Origin of the sequence: Rubneribacter badeniensis, assembly GCF_002899695.1 — a bacterium.
GTDB classification, from domain to species: domain Bacteria; phylum Actinomycetota; class Coriobacteriia; order Coriobacteriales; family Eggerthellaceae; genus Rubneribacter; species Rubneribacter badeniensis.
Map to the genome: position 1 here is coordinate 13,580 of NZ_PPEL01000030.1, position 15,984 is coordinate 29,563.

10 protein-coding genes are annotated in these 15,984 nt (G+C 69.6%); 2 read left to right on the plus strand and 8 right to left on the minus strand.

Annotation, left to right across the window (positions count from 1 at the left end; translation table 11 throughout):
- Nucleotides 1-130: 130 nt before the first annotated feature.
- From C2L80_RS06530 to C2L80_RS06540, 3 genes are all read right to left on the minus strand, one after another.
- The gene (locus C2L80_RS06530) at nt 131-1,789 is read right to left on the minus strand and encodes an ABC transporter substrate-binding protein (protein ID WP_087198207.1); all 1,659 of its coding nucleotides are present in this window, start codon (nt 1,787-1,789) and stop codon (nt 131-133) included.
- A 523-nt stretch (nt 1,790-2,312) separates the two neighbouring features.
- Complete coding sequence (gene ligA / locus C2L80_RS06535; RefSeq protein WP_087198205.1) at nt 2,313-4,496, minus strand: NAD-dependent DNA ligase LigA; 2,184 nt, start codon at nt 4,494-4,496, stop codon at nt 2,313-2,315.
- 264 nt (nt 4,497-4,760) lie between these two features.
- Entirely contained in the window at nt 4,761-5,288 is a 528-nt protein-coding gene (locus C2L80_RS06540; RefSeq protein WP_103262874.1) for an HdeD family acid-resistance protein, read from the minus strand.
- A gap of 422 nt (nt 5,289-5,710) precedes the next feature.
- Between C2L80_RS06540 and C2L80_RS06545 the strand changes: the two genes are divergently transcribed.
- Nucleotides 5,711-6,595, plus strand: coding sequence for an NAD(P)H-hydrate dehydratase (locus C2L80_RS06545; protein ID WP_103262875.1), 885 nt, complete (start codon nt 5,711-5,713; stop codon nt 6,593-6,595).
- A gap of 702 nt (nt 6,596-7,297) precedes the next feature.
- On the opposite strand, the gene C2L80_RS06550 is transcribed toward C2L80_RS06545, so the two are convergent.
- From C2L80_RS06550 to glmS, 5 genes are all read right to left on the minus strand, one after another.
- On the minus strand, nt 7,298-9,166 hold the full coding sequence (locus C2L80_RS06550; RefSeq protein WP_103262876.1) for an FAD-binding protein: 1,869 nt from the start codon (nt 9,164-9,166) through the stop codon (nt 7,298-7,300).
- Between the two features lie 206 nt (nt 9,167-9,372).
- A complete protein-coding gene (locus C2L80_RS06555; protein WP_103262877.1) occupies nt 9,373-10,848 on the minus strand; it encodes a helix-turn-helix transcriptional regulator in 1,476 nt (491 codons plus the stop codon).
- 288 nt (nt 10,849-11,136) lie between these two features.
- Nucleotides 11,137-11,907: a methyltransferase domain-containing protein gene (locus tag C2L80_RS06560; RefSeq protein WP_087198196.1), complete on the minus strand. Its 771-nt coding sequence runs from the start codon at nt 11,905-11,907 to the stop codon at nt 11,137-11,139.
- Nucleotides 11,907-12,716 (minus strand): holo-ACP synthase, encoded by an 810-nt coding sequence (gene acpS, locus C2L80_RS14305; protein WP_239938760.1) that lies wholly within the window; start codon nt 12,714-12,716, stop codon nt 11,907-11,909. Before acpS ends, C2L80_RS06560 begins: the two co-directional genes overlap by 1 nt.
- 483 nt (nt 12,717-13,199) lie before the next feature.
- A complete protein-coding gene (gene glmS / locus C2L80_RS06570; protein WP_087198195.1) occupies nt 13,200-15,032 on the minus strand; it encodes a glutamine--fructose-6-phosphate transaminase (isomerizing) in 1,833 nt (610 codons plus the stop codon).
- 751 nt (nt 15,033-15,783) lie between these two features.
- On the opposite strand from glmS, the gene C2L80_RS14575 reads away from it, so the two are divergent.
- On the plus strand, nt 15,784-15,906 hold the full coding sequence (locus tag C2L80_RS14575; RefSeq protein WP_275668740.1) for a hypothetical protein: 123 nt from the start codon (nt 15,784-15,786) through the stop codon (nt 15,904-15,906).
- Nucleotides 15,907-15,984 lie beyond the last annotated feature (78 nt).

The window sequence follows — 15,984 nt, forward strand, 5'->3', positions numbered from 1 at the left end:
GACGATAGGCGGCGGGGCACCCCGCCCTGCCCCCGCTTCGCGCGCGAGGGCAGACGACCAGGGAGCGGAGCGAGACGCATCGCGCCCCGCAGCATCGGACAGTTCCGGCTGCCGACAAGCGGACGGGCCCCTAGGCCCAGCTCCACTGGTCGACGTTGTTGACGAGCGACCAGCCGTGCCCATGGGGATGCGGCTTCTGCTCGGCCACCTTGAGGCTTTCCCTCACGAAGTACAAATGGTCGACGTTGGCGAACCACACCCAGGGGGCGTCTCCCTGCGGGGCCGCGCCCGTCGCCCCGTCCCATTGCGCCTTCTTCCACAGATCGAAGGAATCCCCCACGTTCGGCTTGCTCAGCGCCTCGTCGAGGTAGTCGTCCACTGCGGCGTTCTCGTAGCAGGCGTAGTTTCCCGAGCCTTGCGAGTAGAGCAGGTTGTACGTCTCCACCGGGGCGTTGGTGCCCCAGCCCCACACCACCGGATCGGTGAACTGGTGAGGATAAAGATCGTCCCAGCTCGCCCCTTTGACGTTCACTTCGATGCCGAGCCCTTCCATCTGGTCGGCGAACTCGGCGGCGATGGCCTGACGCACGGAGTCGCCAGCCGCATAGTACAGCGAAAGCGAGGCGCGCACGCCCGCCTTCTCGCGAACGCCGTCCGCGCCGAGCACCCAGCCCGCGTCGTCGAGCAGACGCTTGGCCTTCTCGGTGTCTGTTTCGCACCGCATGTCGGGCGAGGACCACGGCATGCCGTCACCCACGCTGTAGGCCACGGTGCCGTAGCCGTTCAGCACGTTCTCGATCATCCTCTCGCGGTCGATGCCGTAGTTGATGGCCTGACGCACGGCGAGGTCGCAGGTCACGTCGTTTCCGACAGCGTACTCGCCGCCCTCGTCGCTTTTGGTGCCGCCCGCAGGGACGCACGGAAGGGAGATGCCGCGCGAATCGACGGACGCGCAGTTGAGCAGATCGTAGCCCGCCGGCTGGTTGGCGGCGTACGTTGCCGCTGTATAGGCCACATCCACCTGGCCGGACTGCGCCGCGGCAAGCGAGGCGTCCTCCTCCATGAACACCACCACGACGCGCTCCATCTTCGGCGCCTCGCCGTAGTAGTCGGGATTCGCCACGAGGATGGCCTGCTGGCCTTTGTCCCACTGCTCGAGCAGGTAGCGCCCGCTGCCGACGGGGTTCGCGCCGTAACCCTCGCCGTAGGCGTGCTCGGGCACGATGCCCACCACGGCCAGCGTGTACAAAAGCGCGTTGAACGGCTTGCTCATGTGTATCTCCACCGTCGCGTCATCGACGGCCACGGCCTCCCGCACCATCGACAGGTCGCACTCGGACGCCTCCGCGTTGACGATGCCGTTGATGGTGAAGGCCACGTCGTGCGCCGTCAGCGGCTGTCCGTCGGTGAACCGCACGTCGTCGCGGATCCCAAACGTCCACGTCATGCCGTCTTCCGAGCATTCGTAGGACGTGGCGAGGTCGTTTTTGAAGTTGAGGTCGGCGTCGGTTACGATGAGCGTCGACTGGATGAGCGGCTCGTGCACGTGCTCGCCGCAGCCCCACGACACGAGCGGGTCGAATCCGGCCGCCGGCTCGGAGCCGGGCGTCATGGACACGATGACCTGCGAGGGCCGTGCGCCACCCGCCGCGTCGTCGGAGCCCTTCGAGCCGTCGGAACCGGAGCCGCCCGAGCCGCCCGCGCACCCCGCCAACACGCCGCCGAGCGACAGCGCCACCACTCCCGTGCCCGCCAGCTGCGCGAACTGCCTACGCGTGATCAAATCCATCCGTCTCCCCTCCTTGAGTGTTACGAACTTAAATTGCGTAACACACTATAGCAGAGAAGGCTTCGCTATAGTGTTACGAATTCATAATCCGTAACTTTTCCGGCAGACGGCGCGGAAAGAACCGCCCACGGGAAAATGCGCCTCCTGATCCAAGGCTTTCTGCGATGTACGGACTAGTGCAGCACATGGGCGGCTGCGGCGTGCGGGGGGGGGGCTCCGTCCCGCATATTGCAGCGACCAGCCCCGTTCCGACACAAAAAAACGCCGTCCATCTGAACCAAGATCGACGTAGGCGGGCCGGCCCGCCGCGCAAAGCCCCGTCCGATGCCGCGCAGATCTCTTCGATCTCGGCAGGCGGGCAGCCCCGCCCACGATGCTGATGCGCGACCGTCCGCGACACGGCGGCCAAGGCTCGGCGCAAACGGACGGCTGCGTACGCCGCGTCCGGCCCGAATCGCCTCGCCAAGTCGCCAAGCGCGCCCGCCCCCACGGCGCGACGCCTTCGGATTCAAATCGGCGGGCGCTACTCCCCTGCCGAAGCCTCCGGCGTCTGCGGCACCTCGCCCGTCTCGAGGATGCGCAGCAGCGCCGCCTCGTCGAGCACCGGCACGCCCAGCGCAACGGCCTTGTCGTACTTGCTGCCGGCGGCCTCGCCGGCCACGACGAAGCTCGTCTTCTTCGACACGCTGCCGCTCACCTTCGCGCCGCGCGCCTTGAGGGCGGCGCCGGCTTCGTCGCGCGTCATGCCGCTTTCCACGAGCGAGCCCGTCAGCACGAACGTGAGGCCCGCCAGCGTTTGCGGCAGCTGCTCGCTTTCGTCGCGCGCCTCGTCGGCCAGCGCCACGCCGCGTTTCTGCAAACGCTCGATGACGGCGACGTTGTCGGGCGTGCGCAAAAACAGGTACACGCTGCGGGCGATCTTCGGGCCCACGCCGTCGATGGCGGCAAGGTCCTCCTCGCTTGCGGCCATGAGCGCCTCGATGGACGGGTACGCCGCCGCCAGCACCTCGGCGATGGTCTTGCCCACATGGCGCATGCCCAGGCCGAAGAGCGCGCGAGCGAACGGACGCGTGCGGCTCGCGTCGATGGCGGCCACGAGCTTCTTCGCCACCGTCTCGCCCAAGCGGATGGGTTCGCCCTCCTTGTTCACGCGCCCCATGTCCAGCATCGACAGCTCCACCGCATCCAGCGTGTAGTAGTCGGCCACGTCGGAGAGGCGCCCGCTTTCCACCAGGCGCGACACGATCTCCTCGCCCATGCCGTCGATGTCCATCGCCCCGCGGCTCGCCCAATGCAAAAGCCGCTCGAGCGCTTGCGCCGGGCAGTCGATGGAGATGCAGCGAAAGTCCGCCTCGCCCTCCTCGCGGATGACGGGGCTGCCGCAGCTCGGGCACGTCGCGGGCATATGCCACGTCTGCGCGCCCTCCGGGCGCAACGCCAGCACGGGCCCCAGCACCTCGGGAATGACGTCGCCCGCCTTGCGCACGATCACGGTGTCGCCCACGCGCACGTCCTTGCGCTGCACCTCGTCCTCGTTGTGCAGCGTCGCGCGCGCCACCGTGGAACCCGCCACCACCACCGGCTCCATCTCGGCCACCGGCGTGAGCTTGCCCGTGCGCCCCACCTGCACGGTGATGTCGCGCAGAAGCGTGGTCTTCTCCTCCGGCGGGAACTTGAACGCGACAGCCCAGCGCGGCGCGCGCGCCGTGTAGCCCATCGCCTCCTGCTGGGCGAACGAGTCCACCTTCACCACCACGCCGTCGATCTCGTACGGCAGCGCCTCGCGCCGCTTTACGGCGCGCTCGCAGAACGCGTGGACGGCCTCGCGCGTCTCGCAGCGCTCCACGTCGGGGTTCACGTGGAAGCCCGCCTCGCGCAGCCATTCCAACAACTCCCACTGGCCTTGCGCCGCGAGCGCGCGCTCGTCGGCTGCCGCGTAGAGGAACGTGGACAGGTCGCGCTGCGCGGTGACGGACGGATCCTTCTGCCGCAGGCTGCCCGCGGCGGCGTTGCGCGGGTTGGCGAACGCCTGCTTGCCGTTGGCCTCGGCTGCGGCGTTCAGCGCGTCGAAGCTGCTCTTGGGCATGTACACCTCGCCACGCAGCTCGATGGGCGCGGCCGGCCCGTCGGCCCCCGCCGCGCCGCCCCGAGCCCCGGCCGCGATCCCAGCCAGACCTTCCGCGCGCAGACGCAGCGGCACGTCCTTCACCGTGCGCATGTTCGCCGTCACGTCCTCGCCCGTGGTGCCGTCGCCGCGCGTGGCGGCCCGCACGAGGCGCCCGCCCTCGTAGGTGAGCGCGATGGACGATCCGTCGATCTTCAGCTCGCACACCACGGGCACCATGCGCCCGAACGCCTCCGTCACGCGGTCGAGCCACGCGTCCAGCTCTTCCAAGTCCATGGCGTTGTCGAGCGAGTACATGCGCTGCGCGTGGCGCACGGGGGCGAACTGCTCGCCCACGTAGCCGCCCACGCGCTGCGTGGGGCTGTCCGCGTCGTAGAACTCGGGATGCGCCGCCTCCAACTCGCGCAGCTCGCGCATGAGCGAGTCGAACGCGCCGTCCGATATCTCGGGCGCGTCCTTGGCGTAGTACAGGTAGCTGTGGTGCTCGATCTCGCGGCGCAGCTGCTCGATGCGCGCGCCCGGATCGCTCGTCGCCTCGGCGAGCGCGCGCTCGTCCAAAAGCGTCTGCTGTTCGTCGGCCATGTTCCTCCCGCCGTCTTTCTCGGGATCCTTCTGGAAGAGGGCCCCGAAGCGTTTCGGGGCCCTCGATCGTTCCGCTCGCGATTCTACCACGCGCCGCGTTGCGCCGTGCGGACGGCTCATGGTTTCACCATACGCTTCACGCCGCACCGCGCACCGGAGAGGCGTCCGATGCCCGATGCCGCACGGCTCGCGGACGGACGCGGGGCGCGCGGACGGAAGCTGCGGGGCCGGGCGCGCCGATCGCGCCGCACCCGCGCCCGTTCCCTACAGCGTGAGCGCCTTTCCGGCGTTCCATCCGTACACGACGAGGGACGCGCCGCGCATGAGGACGAACACCGCAAGGAAGATGCTCAGCGTGGCCGGGACGACGAAGAACGCAAGCCCGCACAACGCGCTCACGATGCCCGAGAACAGCATCCAGCCCCACATCGGCGCGCCCACCTTGCGGATGCGCAGCGAGCCTGCGATCTCCACCGCTCCGAACAGCGCGAAGAAGAAGCCCACCACCCACGGTATGACCGCCGCGAACGCGAACGGGTGGACGAGGAGCATGAGGCCGACGACGATGTCGAGCACCGCATAGGCCACGGCCCATCCCGACAGGCTCATCGCCGCGCGGAACCGCACGTAGGCGACGATGTCGAAGACGCCGGACACGAGAAACGCCGCGCCGGCGATGGCCGTGAGCGTGACGAGCGCGACCCCCGGCGCGAAGAAGAGCAGAAACGCGCAGAGGACGAGCAGCACGCCCGCGACGATGAGTCCCGCGTCGTGCTTCTTCACCGTGTTCATGTCGATCGCTCCTTCCGATGCGCGCCCGCGCTTCGCGGGCCGTCCGAGCCATGGTAGCGCCGCGCGGCGCGCCCCCGAAGGCGGGGCGCGCATCGTTTCCGCACTGTAACGTGCGGCCCTCGGTCCCGCCGCGCGCCGGAGGGGCGGGCGCGGCTCGCGCGCAGGGGCGATACGCGGCGCGTTCGCGCTCGCAGCGGAGCCTCTTGCCGTAGCGCGGTCCGCGCAAACGACGCGCGATGCAGGGTGCGTCGCCCGCTTTCGCGCTGTCCGCAGCGCGGTCCGCACGCGGGCGATACGCAGTCGGCCCTGCCGCGGCTCGACCTCTTCGCGCAGTGGCACGGCTCGCGCGAGGAAACGATACGCGGTAGAATGCGGACGCGGCTTCCATCCGTCCCGTCCGACCGAAACGACAAGGGGTGCCCATGAATCCTGAGAAGAGCGTCCGAGAGTACCGCGCAGACGAGCTTGCCGCCCTCGTGCCGCTGCCGGCCGCCGACGCGAACAAGTACACGCGCGGCACGCTCACGGCCGTCGTCGGCAGCGAGCGCTACCCGGGCGCGGCGTGCCTCGCAGCGGCCGCGAGCCAGCGGGCGGGCGCAGGCTACACCGAGGTCGTCACCCATCCGACGGCTGTCGACCTCGTGCGCGCATGGCGGCCGTCCCTCGTGGTGCTCCCGCGCGCCGCCCTGCCCGAGGCCCTGGCGCCCGCGCGCGAGGGCAGACCGCGCGCTTGCCTCGTGGGCTGCGGATTCGACGTGCGCGACGAGGAATCGGGGCCGATCGTGCGCGCCGTGCTCGAGCAGGCCCAGATCCCCGTGGTCGTGGACGGCAGCGGCCTTGACGCGCTCGCATGCGAAGAGGGCCGGCTTTTGCTGCGGCGGCGCTTCGAAGAGGGGCTTCCCACCGTGGTCACGCCCCACGCCGGCGAGGCCGCGCGCCTGGCGCGCCCGCTCGGGCTGCCCTCAGACGACCCCTGCGCGCTCGCGCGGTCGCTCTCGCTCGCCCTGGGCGTCATCGCCCTGGTGAAGGGGCCCGTCACGTACGCGTCCGACGGCGACGAGATCGTGCGCATGACCCACGGCACGCCCGCACTCGCGAAAGCGGGCACGGGAGACGTGCTCGCGGGCTTGGTGGGCGCGCTTTTGGCGCAGGGCGCAGACGCGCTCGACGCCGCCGTGCTCGGCGCCGAGCTGCACGCCCGCGCGGGCCGCATTGCGGCGGCGCGCCTGACCGATGTGGCCGTCGTCGCCGAGGACGTGCTCGAGGCCGTCCCCCACGCGATAGCCGAGCTTTTGCGCGAGGCGTGAGGCGGCGGGGCCTCGGTTCCGACGCGTCTGCGCAGGTCGTGCCGCCGCAGGTCGCCGTCTCGCAGCCCGCGCCGCCGCAGGTTGCCGTCTCGCAGGTCGCGCCTCCGCAGGTCGCTGTCTCGCAGGTCGCGCCCCGAGCGGGTCGCGCCCGCACGAGCCGCGCCGCCGCAGGATCGCACCGCCGGCCGCGACCGCGCGCCAACCTCCTCGCCCGCGATCTCCGACCGAAGCCGAGGCCCCCACGGCTGCGGCACGGCTCTATAGCTGCGACGCGACGTGCGCGGCCGCGGCACGGCCCGCAGCCGCACCCGTCGCGCCCGATCCGTCCTCGCAGCGGCTAAGCCCATCGCAAACGGTAAGGAATCCGAAAGTTTTCTACGATAGTTTACCGCCGTCGCAACGTAGAGCATCTTCGAGCGCCTATAGAGCGCCTTGCGGCCCTGTTTTCGTTGCAAATACAACAAAAACAGGGCAGCTTATGTAAACTTAACCCTTCTGATTATATAAACCGGTCATATATCGCCAGAAAATGCCCGATCCCTTACCGAAACCGCTCCGCAGCACCGCGCTGGAGCCCTGAGAACGCCCGAAAACGCCCATGGCCCCAGCCCCGTCGGCAGACCCCGCGACCCCGCCGCCGGCAGGATCGCCATCCGTCCTGCCGGCTTCAGATCGCCGTCCTCATCCGCGCGGGCGAGGCCCCTACACGCCCCGCGCCGCGTTCTGGCCGGCAAGGCGCCCGTAGACGATGCAGCCCGCGTGGTTCTGCCCCATGTTCGTGTTGGGATAGCAGCCGTGGAACCGGTTGCCCACCATGCTGCCCGCCAGGTACAAACCGGCGATGGGCAGGTTGTTCTCGTCGAGCGCGTGCACGTGCTCGTCGCTCATGACGCCTCCCACCGTGTTGCGGAACTTCGGCGGCGTGATGGCGGTCGCATAGAACGGAGGCGTGCGCACCGGCGCCATGCGGTCATGGCGTTTGCCGAAGTCCTCGTCGCGACCGAGATCGTACAGCTCGTTGTAACGCTCGATGGTGGCGACGAAGGCATCGGCAGGCACGCCCATCTGCTCCGCAAGCTCCTCGAGCGTGTCGGCCTTGAACTGGCTCATCTTCTCCACTTCGGCGCGCGTCATCGTGCCGATGGGGTCGAACAGATGCCCCAGCGGAATGTCGTCGTAGCCCTCGGTGATGCGCCAGTAGCACCGATGCCCCACGGGCATGTTCGCCACCTGGTCGGGGAAGCTGTCGTCGAAGATCTGCCACATCACCTTGCCCGCCACGCGCAGCGATTTCGCACCGAAAACCTCGCCGGTCACGTCCTCGTTCATGAAGCGGGCGCCCAGTCCGTCCACCAGCAGAAACGGATTGCAGCCCATCGCGCCGCCGTAGGAGTCGCACACGTAGGTCATCGTCTCGGAGCGGTCGATGGCCGCGCCGGCCCACGCCGCCAAGCTGATGCCGTCGCCCGTGTTCGTCACGTCGCCCTTCGCGTCCACCTCGGGCCAGCCGGTCGGCTCGAGCTCGGCCGCGGACCGGCAGTAGTAATCGACCATCGCCGGATTGCTGGAGAAGTTCCCCGTCGCGAGGATGACGCCCTTGCCCGCCTTCGCGCGGCGGTACGTCCCGTCCTCGTCGGCGAACAGCACCCCGGTCACGCGCCCTGCGTCGTCTTTCTCGAGCTGCTTGGCCCACACGGCATAGCGCACGTCCGCATGCTCCTCCACGTAGGCTGCGGAATGCTTGCCCACGTACGAGTGGTTCGGCTCCACGGCGATGACCGACGCGAACATGGGATAGCGCTCGTCGGTCACGTCCCATGCAGGGTTCACGGGATGGTTGAACAGGTTGAGGTAGGGGGCGCCGGCCTTGGCCGCCTCCTCGCGCTCGGGCGTGACGTCGTCGAAATGGCGGCCGGCGCGGGCGGCCAAGCCGTCGGTGCATATGTTCAGGATGGCCTCGTAGTCAAGCTTCGTCTCGCCCGCCGTCTCCTCGGCCCTGACCACGGTGTAGTCGGGGCACTTCTCAAGGTACCAGTCGAAATCCTCTCCGCAGTGGTACACCATGTGCTTGACGAGGTTGTAGTTGCACCGGTCGCGGCCGTCGGCCATCATGCGGTTCAAAACGCGCTCAAGCTCCTCGTCCGTGAACTCGACGCCCTGCTCTTTGGCGATGGCGCTGTTGATGGCCGTGATCTGATGGGAATGCAGGTGGTACTCGGTTCCCTTCTCCAGGCACACCACCGACGCCCCTTCCTCGAGCGCGGCGCGTGCGGCACAGATGCCCGCAAGGCCCATGCCCACCACGACGACGTCGGCCTCCACCTCCTCGACGATGTCGGCCTCGTCCACCGGCTCAGGCGGCACCAAGAACGAAGGGGTGGCCACGCCCTCCTCGCTGAACGTCCCCATCGCGTCGGCCGCGCTCGCCTTCGCCTCCTCGGCCGTCTTCGGCCCGCAGCCCGCAAGGCCCAGCGACAACGCCGCCGCCCCCGACAGCGCCGCCGCCCCCTTGAGGAAGCTCCTGCGGTCCAGCGCTCCCCGCGCTTGCGCTTCCGTTTCTTCGATCCCCATGGCGTTCCTCCTTCGATCGGTTTCCTTCGCGCCGCTTCGCCGGCGCCCAGGAAGATGAAAGCACGCGCGCAGGGCGGCGCGCCATCAACGATCCATGTGAATTCGCCGGGAAGGCTCCCCAAAACCGCAGGAAAAACGCCCGAATGCGCCCGTTCGACCCCCTCGGGGCCCGCAGAGCCGAAGCGCCGCGCGCCGTTTGAAGACGCTCACGCGCCGTGGATCATCTCAAGCAGCTCTTCGCGCGACGAGACGCCCATCTTCCGGTACATGTTGCGCACGTGGGTCCGCACGGTGTTCTCGGACACGACCAGCTCCCCCGCGATGTAGGCGTAACTGTGCCCGCGGCCCAGATGCACGACGATGTCCCGTTCGCGCGGAGTGAGGGAGAACCGCTCGGCCAGCTCGTCCGAGCGCGCTTCGATGAAGCGCTCGAAGCCCTGTCGCTCGATCGCCTGGGCGTCGCGCGCGCTCAGGCGGCCGCGCTGCGCCATCGAGGCGACCACCACGATGACGAGGTACAGGGTGAACAGGACGGCCCCGACGAAGGTGGAGGCCGCTCCGAGGACGGGCAGGCTGTACAGGCCCGCGAGACCGCTCGCTCCGGCGAGCGCCGCGAACAGCGTCATGGCGAACGCGGGAGGAAGGCCGCAGGCTCGCGCGTGCGTCGAAAGAGCGAGCCACGCCGCCGCCAGAAACAGCGCGAAGCCCGTTTCGCGTGCGAAGCCGATCAAGCCCAACGCGATCGGGTCGACGACGAAGTCGAGAAGGTACGGGCGAACGATGAACGTGACGAGCAAAAGGGGCAGCACGAAGCCGACGAGCGTCTCGAGCAGGTCGCGCTCTCCCTCCCGCCGGGCGAGCAGCCCGACGACGAGGCCGGCCGCGGCGAAACCCGCCACCTTCTCGAACGCCAAAAGAGCGCCGTCGTTGAGCGGAGCGCCCAAACGGTCGGTGTCCCAGGTGAGCCCGAACACGAAGAGGCAGATGAGCGCGCCCGCCGCCGGCCTCCACACCGCAGCCGCGAACGCCAAGGCGCTGCGTCCGGGCGCGCGTTCGGACGCATGGGAGGACGCGTGGGCGGCAGCATCCTCGGACGTCGTCGCGTCGTCGGAAGGCAGCGGGGAGCCGAAGGGCTCGCCCGTGAACAAAAGGACCGCCGCCGCAGCGGCCTCCACCGCGACGAGCGCGAAAGCCGCGGATTCGGGCAGCACCGCTGCAAGCGCGCTCAGCGCCGCCGCGACGAGGCACGCCGCACCCGACTTTGCGAACGCGGCGCGGCGCGAAAGCGAGCCGAACCGCTCGGCCCACTGCGCGAGCAACGCCGACGTCGCCGCACCCGCGATTACGCCGCCGAACGACCACGGCATGCCGAGCGCGGAGATGTCCACGCCGAACGAGAACGCCCCTGCCGCAGAGAACACGCCTGCCACCAGGCAGCACGCCGCCAACGCCGCGCGGGCTTTCTCAAAGCGCTGCGATGCGGGCGTCCCGATCGCGCCCGACGCCCGCGCTCGCAACAAGGCGAGCGCTGCGCCGCCGACGCACAGGCCGCCGAAGAACCCGAACACGAACGGCGCCCACGAAGAGAGGCCGGACGCGAGCACGAAGGGGCTCGACCGATGCGTCGCCAGCAAGACGAGCGCGCCGAAAAGCCCGAATCCAACCTGCTCCGAAGCGATCATGCGAAGCCCCTTTCGCAGACCGTCCCTCATCCCCACTTCCCCGCCTCCTTCCCGCCAAGGCCGACACGTCGCGACGCGCCCCCTCCGCGCGCCCCCAGAGCCTGCACACCGCATGCGACGCACCCCTCCGCGCGCCCGCAGGGCTCGCGCCCGGCATGCGGCGCCCTTCTGCGCGCCCGCCGAGCCTGCACATCGCACGCGCCCGCCAAACGGACCCTCCCGCCGCCGCACGGCTCCTGCGCCCGAGGCGGGCGCGGCGATCCGCGATCGGGGACCTGCGCAGATCGCTCAGGCTTCGGCGACGAAGAACAGGCGGGGGAAGCGGAACATCACCTCGCCGTTCTCCCGCACGGGGTAGCTTTTCTCCACCTCGGCGAGCACGTCGGCCTCGAACCGGGCGCGATCGCGCTCTCCGAGCGCCTTGAGGTACGGGCGCAGCCCCGTGCCACGATACCACGCCAAGACGGCCTCGTGGGACGGGAGTCGATGGTAGTACGAAGTCTGCCACAGCGAGAAATCCGTCGCGATGCGCGAAAGCACGTCGAAGTACTCCTCGGGCGCGAGCGTGTGGAGCACCCGCGGCTGCGGGAACGCGCCGCGCCAAGCGGGCCGGGCGACGATCTCCCGGATGATGCGGTGCACGGGCTCGTCGTAGTTCACGGGCACCTGCACGGCCAGCACGCCGCCGGGCGCCACCTTGCGCATGAGCCGCGCGAGCAGGGCGGGATGGTCGGGCACCCACTGGAGGCACGCGTTCGAGAACACGACGTCGAACGAGCCCGCAAGCTCGGCCAGACCTCCCGCCGCGTCGGCGTGCGCGAACGAAAGCCCGGGATGGGCGCTGCGCGCGGCGTCGAGCATCTCAGGAGAGCTGTCCACGCCGAGCACCTCCGCGTCCGGAAACGCCGCGGCCAGCACCGCCGTGCTGTTGCCGGGGCCGCAGCCCACGTCCACAGCGCGCGCGACGCGGCGGCCGGCGATGCGGCGCGCGAGGTCGATGGCCGGCTGCGTGCGCTCGCGCTCGAACACAAGGTACTGCGCCGCGTCCCAGGCGACCATCAGCGCCCCGCCCCCTCGACGCCCTCGGATCTCGGCGCAGGCTCGGCGTCCGGCGCCCCGGCGCCGGGTTCCGCGCCCCTCGCGCATGCGGCGTCCTTCGGCCCGGCCCCATCGACGAGCACTTCGACTACCGGTGCCGCGTCCTTCGCGCATGCCGCGCCCCTCGGCCCCTCGGCGTCCTTCGCCTTCCCCCCGGCGCGCGCGACCGCCTCGGCGCTTGCCGCCAAGGGCGCCGACGGAGCCGGCGACCCCGCGCCGCCGATGCCGCGCGAGGTCGCCGCGGCTTTCGTCCCGCCAGCCCCGCTCGCGCGCGGGGCATCCATCTCGTCGAGCAGGGCGCGCGCCTCCTTGAACTGCCTCGACAGCTCCTCCATGGGGTCGACGCGCTTCTCGGCGGCGCGCACGCTGTCCTCGGTGATGGCCATCGCGCAGGCCACGGCCTCGGTGTGCGTGAACGACAGCGATACGGGCAGCTCGCGCACGCCCAGCTCGCGCGCCACCTCCCTCGCGCGCCCGTGCAGCGCCACGACCGGGCGGCCCTTCGCGTTGCGGCGCACCTCGATGTCGCGCACGCCGATGCCGCGTGAGAACCCCGTCCCGAGCGCCTTCACCACGGCCTCCTTCGCGGCGAACCGCGTGGCGTAGTGCGTCTCGGGGTTGGCGGTCGCGTCGCAGTAGGCGCGCTCGTCCTCCGAGAACACGCGCTCGCGAAAGCGCGGCGTGCGCTCCAGGATGCGCCGCATCCGCGCGATCTCCACGATGTCCACGCCCAGCCCCACCTGGCCCTCGAGCGCTTCGTTTCCGTTCATGCCTTCCCTTTCCACATCGTCTCGGACTCGCCGGTCGAACGGCCCGCCCCCTCAAATTCGCCCCCATCCAAGCTCGAGTCGAACGACCCGCCTTTGCAGAGCCGCCTTCGCCCGCCCTCGCCTGCCTGCGCCGACGGTGCCGTTGGCGACAAACAGGCGGCCGAGGCGTTCTCGCGCCAGACTGCCAGCGCCGGCAGGGCCGCTCTTGCCGTCCTCGCAACCCCGCGCTAGTTGGCAGAGAGCGCCCGAGCCCGCCAAGCCACAGAAGCACCGTCCGCTTCGACGCGCGCCAGACAACCCGATGGTTCACTCGCCATCGCGCCGCGCGCCCAAACAGGACGAGCCCTACTCGGCGAAGCCGCGGCGGGGCATTGCGAAGCCGCGCGATAACCGGAGGCTTCGCTCGCCTGCGGCACCGACGCACCCCGCAGGCCGCAAGCCCCCTGCGCCGCGGGCCCCGCCGGCAGGGCCTGCGACGCCCGCCTACTCCACCGTCACGCTCTTCGCCAGGTTGCGCGGCTGGTCCACGTCGCAGCCGCGCTCAAGGGCGATGGCGCGCGCAAACAGCTGCAGTGGCACGCTGGCCGTGATGGCAGAGAACGCGTCGCGCACCTTCGGGATGCGGATGACGTGGTCGGCATGGCGGGCAATCTCCTCGTCGCCCTCGGTTGCCACGGCCACCACCATCGCCCCGCGCGCCTTCGCCTCCTGGATGTTCGACACCACCTTGTCGTAAACGGGGCTTTGCGTGGCCACCGCGATGACGGGGAAGCCCTCGTCGATGAGCGCGATGGGGCCGTGCTTCATCTCGCCGGCGGGATACGCCTCGGCGTGCAGGTAGCTGATCTCCTTGAGCTTGAGCGCGCCCTCGCACGCGATGGCCGCCCCCATGCCGCGCCCGACGAACAGCGCGCTTTTCGCCTCCGCGCACGCCCGCGCGGCCGCATCCACCGCCGGCTCGCACTCGGCCAGGATGCGCTCCACCTGCTCGGCCGTGTCGGCCAGCTCGTGGAACAACAGGCGCACCTGGTTCGTCTTGAGCTTGCCCTTCACCTGGGCGAGCAGCATGGCCAGCAGCGTGAGCGACACCACCTGCCCCAGAAACGACTTCGTGGACGCCACGGCGATCTCCTTGTTCGCCTTCGTGTAGATCACGCCGTCGCTCTCGCGCGCCACGGGGCTGCCCACCACGTTCGTGATGCCGAACACGCGCGCGCCCTTCACGCGCGCGTCGCGGATGGCGGCCAGCGTGTCGGCCGTCTCGCCCGACTGCGACACCGCCACCACGAGCGTCGTGGGCGTGATGATGGGGTTGCGGTAGCGGAACTCGCTCGCCACCTCCACCTCGCAAGGGATGCGCGCCCAGCCTTCGATGAGGTTCTTCGCGATGAGGCCCGCATGGTAACTCGTGCCGCACGCGATGACGTACACGCGGTCGATGAGGTTGAGCTCTTCAAGCGTGAGGTCCAGCTCGTCGATGGACAGCGCCCCGTTCACGAGACGTCCCGCCAGCGTGTCGCGGATGACGCGGGGCTGCTCGTGGATCTCTTTCAGCATGAAGTCGGGGTAGCCGCCCTTCTCGGCCACGTCGAGATCCCAATCGACGTGCGTCACCTCGGGCTCGAACGCCTCGCCGCGCGCGTTGTAGAACGTCACGGCGTCCGGCGCAAGCTTCGCCATCTCGCCGTCGGCCAGCACCGCCACGTCGCGCGTGCCGTCGATCACGGCGATGATGTCGCTGGCCACGTAGGCGCCGTCCTTGGCGAGGCCCACCACGAGCGGCGAGTCCTTGCGCGCCGCCACGATGGTGCCGGGCTCCCGGTCGCTCGTGACCGCGATGGCGTAAGCGCCGATCAAACGCTCGGTCGCCTCGCGCACGGCCTGCAGAAGGTCGCGGCTCTCGGCAAGGCCCTCCTCCACGAGGTGCGCGATGACCTCGGTGTCGGTCTGGCTCGTGAACACATGCCCGCGCCCCTCCAGCTCTTCGCGCAGCTCGGCGAAGTTCTCGATGATGCCGTTGTGCACGACGGCCACGCGCCCGTCGCAGGAGGTGTGGGGATGCGCGTTCGCCTCGCTCGGGCGGCCGTGCGTGGCCCAGCGCGTGTGGCCGATGCCGCACGTGCCCGCAAGGCCGAGCGGCTCGACGAGGCGCGCCAGCCCGCTCACCTTGCCCTTGCAATGCACCACCTCAAGCGCGCCGTCCTGCTCCACGGCGATGCCCGCCGAGTCATAGCCGCGATACTCGAGACGCGCCAGCCCCTCGATGAGGATGCTCTTCACGGGACGATGCCCGGTGTATCCAACGATTCCGCACATGGAAGGCTCCTTTGCCGTTCGGGTGCGCCTATTGTAGCGCACCGCCCGCGCGCGGGCCTGCGCGTGCGGGCCGCGCGCACCCATCCCCTCGATAAACGCATGTTCGCGCGGGGGTTCAGGATGCAGACCGCAGGTCGCCACGTCCCTGCATGTCTTGATAAGCGCACGCTCGCACGAGGAAGCAGGGTGCGCGCGAGAAGGGGCGGCCTGCGCGCCGCGCTCGGTGAGGAGTTGCCTGAAACAGCACTCGTCTGGCGCGCGTCTGCACATGGGCGCGCAGGCGCGCGGCGGGGCGGCGGGACTTCGGCGCGTTTTCCGAGCGGAGCCCGCAAGCACGCAAGGGCGCGCGGCGGGGGCGCACCCGTCGGAAGCCCTGCGGATCGTGGAAACCTTACGGGTGCGCAGAGAGACAACTATGCTAGCCAAAACCGCCGTCGATGCGATAGCACAAAATCACGGTTAAGAACGATTTTTCCGCTTTCTAGAGGAGCATTTTTAGAGAAATGCCAGGTCGTGAAATCCAATCCGACCGAAAAATCGTTCTTAACCGTGATTTTGCGCTAGACGCCTCTCCGGTCTATGTCAAAAAGAGATTAACGCGAATCAGCGTTCGCCAAACCTCAGGCCGTGCCTCCCCTGATCGGGCGCTTCGGAAACCCTCCCCGCCCGTCGGGCGGGGCCTTGCAAAGTTACGACGGGGCCTTGCCCGACGGGTCGACCCGACCCGTAGCCTATCGAAGGGCCCTTCGCCATGGGCAACGCCTCCGGCCAGTTCTTCGGCGGCGTGGACTACCCTATGGACATCGAGGGCCTTTCCATTGGACGGGCCATCACCTCTGGGTACGTGACGGGCGCGCACGTCGCCCAGCTGTAGCCTCCGGGCCGATCCGAACCTTACCCCGCCGGGCCGATCCCCCTCCCAAGCCCCGGCGGGGTACCGTCACCTATACAC

What these genes read in the sequence shown, in the direction of transcription:
- ligA (WP_087198205.1), bottom strand. Translation starts at nt 4,496, where the DNA reads ATGGCCGACGAACAGCAGACGCTTTTGGACGAGCGCGCGCTCGCCGAG.
- C2L80_RS06550 (WP_103262876.1), bottom strand. Translation starts at nt 9,166, where the DNA reads ATGGGGATCGAAGAAACGGAAGCGCAAGCGCGGGGAGCGCTGGACCGC.
- C2L80_RS06545 (WP_103262875.1), top strand. Translation starts at nt 5,711, where the DNA reads ATGAATCCTGAGAAGAGCGTCCGAGAGTACCGCGCAGACGAGCTTGCC.
- C2L80_RS06555 (WP_103262877.1), bottom strand. Translation starts at nt 10,848, where the DNA reads ATGATCGCTTCGGAGCAGGTTGGATTCGGGCTTTTCGGCGCGCTCGTC.
- C2L80_RS06560 (WP_087198196.1), bottom strand. Translation starts at nt 11,907, where the DNA reads ATGGTCGCCTGGGACGCGGCGCAGTACCTTGTGTTCGAGCGCGAGCGC.
- C2L80_RS06530 (WP_087198207.1), bottom strand. Translation starts at nt 1,789, where the DNA reads ATGGATTTGATCACGCGTAGGCAGTTCGCGCAGCTGGCGGGCACGGGA.
- acpS (WP_239938760.1), bottom strand. Translation starts at nt 12,716, where the DNA reads ATGAACGGAAACGAAGCGCTCGAGGGCCAGGTGGGGCTGGGCGTGGAC.
- C2L80_RS06540 (WP_103262874.1), bottom strand. Translation starts at nt 5,288, where the DNA reads ATGAACACGGTGAAGAAGCACGACGCGGGACTCATCGTCGCGGGCGTG.
- glmS (WP_087198195.1), bottom strand. Translation starts at nt 15,032, where the DNA reads ATGTGCGGAATCGTTGGATACACCGGGCATCGTCCCGTGAAGAGCATC.
- C2L80_RS14575 (WP_275668740.1), top strand. Translation starts at nt 15,784, where the DNA reads ATGGGCAACGCCTCCGGCCAGTTCTTCGGCGGCGTGGACTACCCTATG.